Here is a 2,731-nt window from a genome sequence, read left to right as displayed (position 1 = left end):
CTGTTGGAAGAAGCGGACAAGACGGTTATCCTTTCAGAAAGCTATCACAAGGGCTGTTTCCACCGGCGCAACGACTTTCTGGTGGAACATGCGGCAATCATGCTCGCTTATTGGGACGGACTGCCCTATGGCGGCACATACTATACCATAGGAAAGGCGCAGATGCTGAACAGAATAATTATAAACCTTTATAAATAAGAACGCTTATGAAACGGTACAGCAAGACTATCGCACAGCAGTGCAAGTATTATGAAGTGGAGGACATTTTCGAGTACATGGTGGAAACCTACATCAACGGCAACCACAGCACCTTTACCCGGCTGTTCAAGGAACTGGAGAAGGACGCACGCAGGCTGTTCATCGAATACCTGTTGTGGGAAGTCAATCCCCAATACCACGTGGAAATACTGAAAGCAACCATCTAAAGAATTACGGTATGGACAAGATAATATCCCAAATGACGAAAGAAGAAAAATTGCAGGTTTTGGCGGACTACCATGCCTGCAAGCGTGAGCGGCACATCATTCTCCGCTATATCCAGGCACTCCGCCGGGAAGATGCGGAACAGACCGCCTATTTCGAGAGCTTCGGCGAAAGCGTGCATCAAATTGTGCTGAACGTGAATACCTACGAGCGCAGGCTTGTTTTCGGCTATGTGGACAAGCAGTTCAACGAATATGGATGGATAAATGGCATGTTGCCCATCGTGGAGGAAATACGGTTGGACACATCCAACGTGATACACATCGGCCAGTCCGTGAATGGCACGTATGCCGTTACGGTGAGCTGGTGTACCGGCACGGCAGGAGGCGGTAGCCACCCATCGGTATGGGATGAACCCATTTCCGACTACAAGGAAGCGGTACGCACGGGAATACATCGGCTGGAAGGGCATTACACTTATGCGGAACGCCACTCCCTGACAGACAAGGGAAATTACAACCCGAAGTATATCCGCAAGTTGAAAGCCGGATTGCGGGAACTGAAGTTACGCTATACCGCCCCGCAGCAGTTGAGCCTTTTTTGATTATTCACCTATAAATATATAATGTATGGACGTAAAGATTGAAAGCATGATTTTCGGGTGGGACGAGCGGATACCCGAAGTGTTGGTAAAGTTCATCAATTCCGTGACGCTGACAAAGGACGAACAGGAGCTTCGCGAACTGGTGAAAGTATTTGCACAAAGCAAGGAGTTCAACCGCTTCTTCGCTTTCGGATACGGGAGCAGCCACTTTTGGCTCAAACAAAGGATGGCATCTGACCCGGACAAGTGCATGGAGAACCGCTTATTGATTGTCGAATTTTAAGGAATTGTATGATGGTTACAAGAATGACAGAAAACGGCGTTTCGACCTGCCGGGCAGCAGGAACGGAACAATTCGAGAAATTCCAGACTGGTTTTGGGAGAAGAAAACGCACGCTTGTGCAGTACGATTACAGGGCATCCGATGGGGAATTGTTCTCCTGCGTGGCTCCGACTTTGGAGGAATGCCGCCGCAGGCGCGATGCATGGTTATCGGAAAAGGAAAGAAAGGAGGCCGGCAATGAATGACGGTTACGAAACGCTGATAATCACATTTAGAGAACCCATCGAGGTTTTGGACGGTAGGTTTGAGGACATCGACACATGGGGCGTGGACAGCCTGAAGAAGTGGGTGGACGATTACGAGACCACACGCTTCACCCCGATAAACGGCTATACGGCAGTCATCACATCCGAATACAACATGAAGCCCGTAAGGGAATGGTTGGAACATTACATGCCCATAGCGGAAATGAAGGAATTGTAGAGGGATGATGCGCTTGCAGAAGCAGCCCGCCGGAACCAATCCGACGGGCTGCAACCGTTTCACACCACAGGCATGTCAGTCCGTTTCCTCGCCCCAAAGCTCCGTATCAGTCGGGGCATGGCGTATGGCACGCCAGATGCAACAGCCGGTTACGGCAAGAAGCGTCAAGTAAGCAATGGCAAAACAAAGCATAGCCGTCAGTATTATGGAGCAGGCTGTTCCGGGTTCTCTACTCCTTCTTCCGTCTCGTTGTTGAACGAAAAGCTCTTGGTTACCGTCTGGTTAAACGAATCCACAATGTAGATGTCAATCGTCTGCTGGTCGGTGCAGAGCGACCTGTAATAGAGCCGGAAGGTCTCGCCCGGCAACGAATAAAGGTCATTGGGCAGCAATACCGTGCCGTCCTCCAGACGAAGCTCCCCCTTGCCCGTAGGCTGGAAATAGCGGATGAAATACTCCGTTTCCTCGTACCGCCCGCTGCGTACCAACTGGCAGCGTATTTCGGCTTCCCCGCCTTCCACGATGGTACTCTGTACCGGCAGGGTTGCCAAATCGAACTCATACACCTGCTGGATGTCCAGCTTGTCGGAACAGGCGCAAAGTAGCACGGCGGCTACCAATGCGAAACCGGCGGTAAAAATTAGTTCAGTCATTCTTTTCATTGTCTTGATGATTTATTAGTCCAATATGAATTTCAGCCCCACCCCGAACTGGAAGTGGAAATTTCCCGTACCGCCACCCCACAGGCAGCGTTCACGCGCATGGAGGAGCAGTACTGTCCGGTTGGTGAGGTAGGTTTCTATCTCCAGCGATACCGCGCCGCCATAGACGAAAGCGTCGCCGTCCGTGATGCGTGCCCCGTCATAAAGCAGGCTCTCGCCCCAATTCACCGTTTCATAACCCGCCATCGCCGAGCCGCCCACGTAGCAGAGGAACAC

At 51.2% G+C, this 2,731-nt stretch carries 7 protein-coding genes and 1 pseudogene; 6 read left to right on the top strand and 2 right to left on the bottom strand.

The window, feature by feature from the left end; translation table 11 throughout:
- The 6 genes and pseudogenes from M3090_RS15080 to M3090_RS15055 form a co-directional block, all read left to right on the top strand.
- Positions 1-198 (top strand): annotated as a pseudogene (locus M3090_RS15080) (DUF1273 domain-containing protein); the annotation flags it as partial.
- Between the two features lie 8 nt (positions 199-206).
- Positions 207-425: a hypothetical protein gene (locus M3090_RS15075; RefSeq protein WP_071150614.1), complete on the top strand. Its 219-nt coding sequence runs from the start codon at positions 207-209 to the stop codon at positions 423-425.
- An 11-nt stretch (positions 426-436) separates the two neighbouring features.
- On the top strand, positions 437-1,027 hold the full coding sequence (locus M3090_RS15070) for a hypothetical protein (RefSeq protein ID WP_191762946.1): 591 nt from the start codon (positions 437-439) through the stop codon (positions 1,025-1,027).
- Positions 1,028-1,052: 25 nt separating this feature from the next.
- Positions 1,053-1,310 (top strand): hypothetical protein, encoded by a 258-nt coding sequence (locus M3090_RS15065; RefSeq protein WP_071150616.1) that lies wholly within the window; start codon positions 1,053-1,055, stop codon positions 1,308-1,310.
- A gap of 11 nt (positions 1,311-1,321) precedes the next feature.
- Positions 1,322-1,555 (top strand): DUF3873 domain-containing protein, encoded by a 234-nt coding sequence (locus M3090_RS15060; protein WP_071150844.1) that lies wholly within the window; start codon positions 1,322-1,324, stop codon positions 1,553-1,555.
- Positions 1,548-1,793: a DUF6956 domain-containing protein gene (locus M3090_RS15055; protein WP_249057647.1), complete on the top strand. Its 246-nt coding sequence runs from the start codon at positions 1,548-1,550 to the stop codon at positions 1,791-1,793. Before M3090_RS15060 ends, M3090_RS15055 begins: the two co-directional genes overlap by 8 nt.
- A gap of 203 nt (positions 1,794-1,996) precedes the next feature.
- On the opposite strand, the gene M3090_RS15050 is transcribed toward M3090_RS15055, so the two are convergent.
- Both M3090_RS15050 and M3090_RS15045 read right to left on the bottom strand, forming a co-directional pair.
- Positions 1,997-2,455 (bottom strand): DUF3872 domain-containing protein, encoded by a 459-nt coding sequence (locus M3090_RS15050; RefSeq protein ID WP_072545356.1) that lies wholly within the window; start codon positions 2,453-2,455, stop codon positions 1,997-1,999.
- A gap of 15 nt (positions 2,456-2,470) precedes the next feature.
- Positions 2,471-2,731 (bottom strand): conjugal transfer protein TraO (locus M3090_RS15045; RefSeq protein WP_249057645.1); only part of this gene is annotated, 261 nt, incomplete at its 5' end.

It is taken from the genome of Bacteroides sp. ET71 (assembly GCF_023336905.1).
Taxonomy (GTDB): Bacteria; Bacteroidota; Bacteroidia; order Bacteroidales; family Bacteroidaceae; genus Bacteroides.
The sequence above is the reverse complement of the archived record's forward strand: the minus strand, read 5'-3'. Positions and strand labels throughout refer to the sequence as shown.

Excerpts from the sequence above, each read along its gene's own strand:
- M3090_RS15075 (WP_071150614.1), top strand. The coding sequence starts at position 207 with ATGAAACGGTACAGCAAGACTATCGCACAGCAGTGCAAGTATTATGAA.
- M3090_RS15060 (WP_071150844.1), top strand. The coding sequence starts at position 1,322 with ATGGTTACAAGAATGACAGAAAACGGCGTTTCGACCTGCCGGGCAGCA.
- M3090_RS15055 (WP_249057647.1), top strand. The coding sequence starts at position 1,548 with ATGAATGACGGTTACGAAACGCTGATAATCACATTTAGAGAACCCATC.
- M3090_RS15065 (WP_071150616.1), top strand. The coding sequence starts at position 1,053 with ATGGACGTAAAGATTGAAAGCATGATTTTCGGGTGGGACGAGCGGATA.
- M3090_RS15070 (WP_191762946.1), top strand. The coding sequence starts at position 437 with ATGGACAAGATAATATCCCAAATGACGAAAGAAGAAAAATTGCAGGTT.
- M3090_RS15050 (WP_072545356.1), bottom strand. The coding sequence starts at position 2,455 with ATGAAAAGAATGACTGAACTAATTTTTACCGCCGGTTTCGCATTGGTA.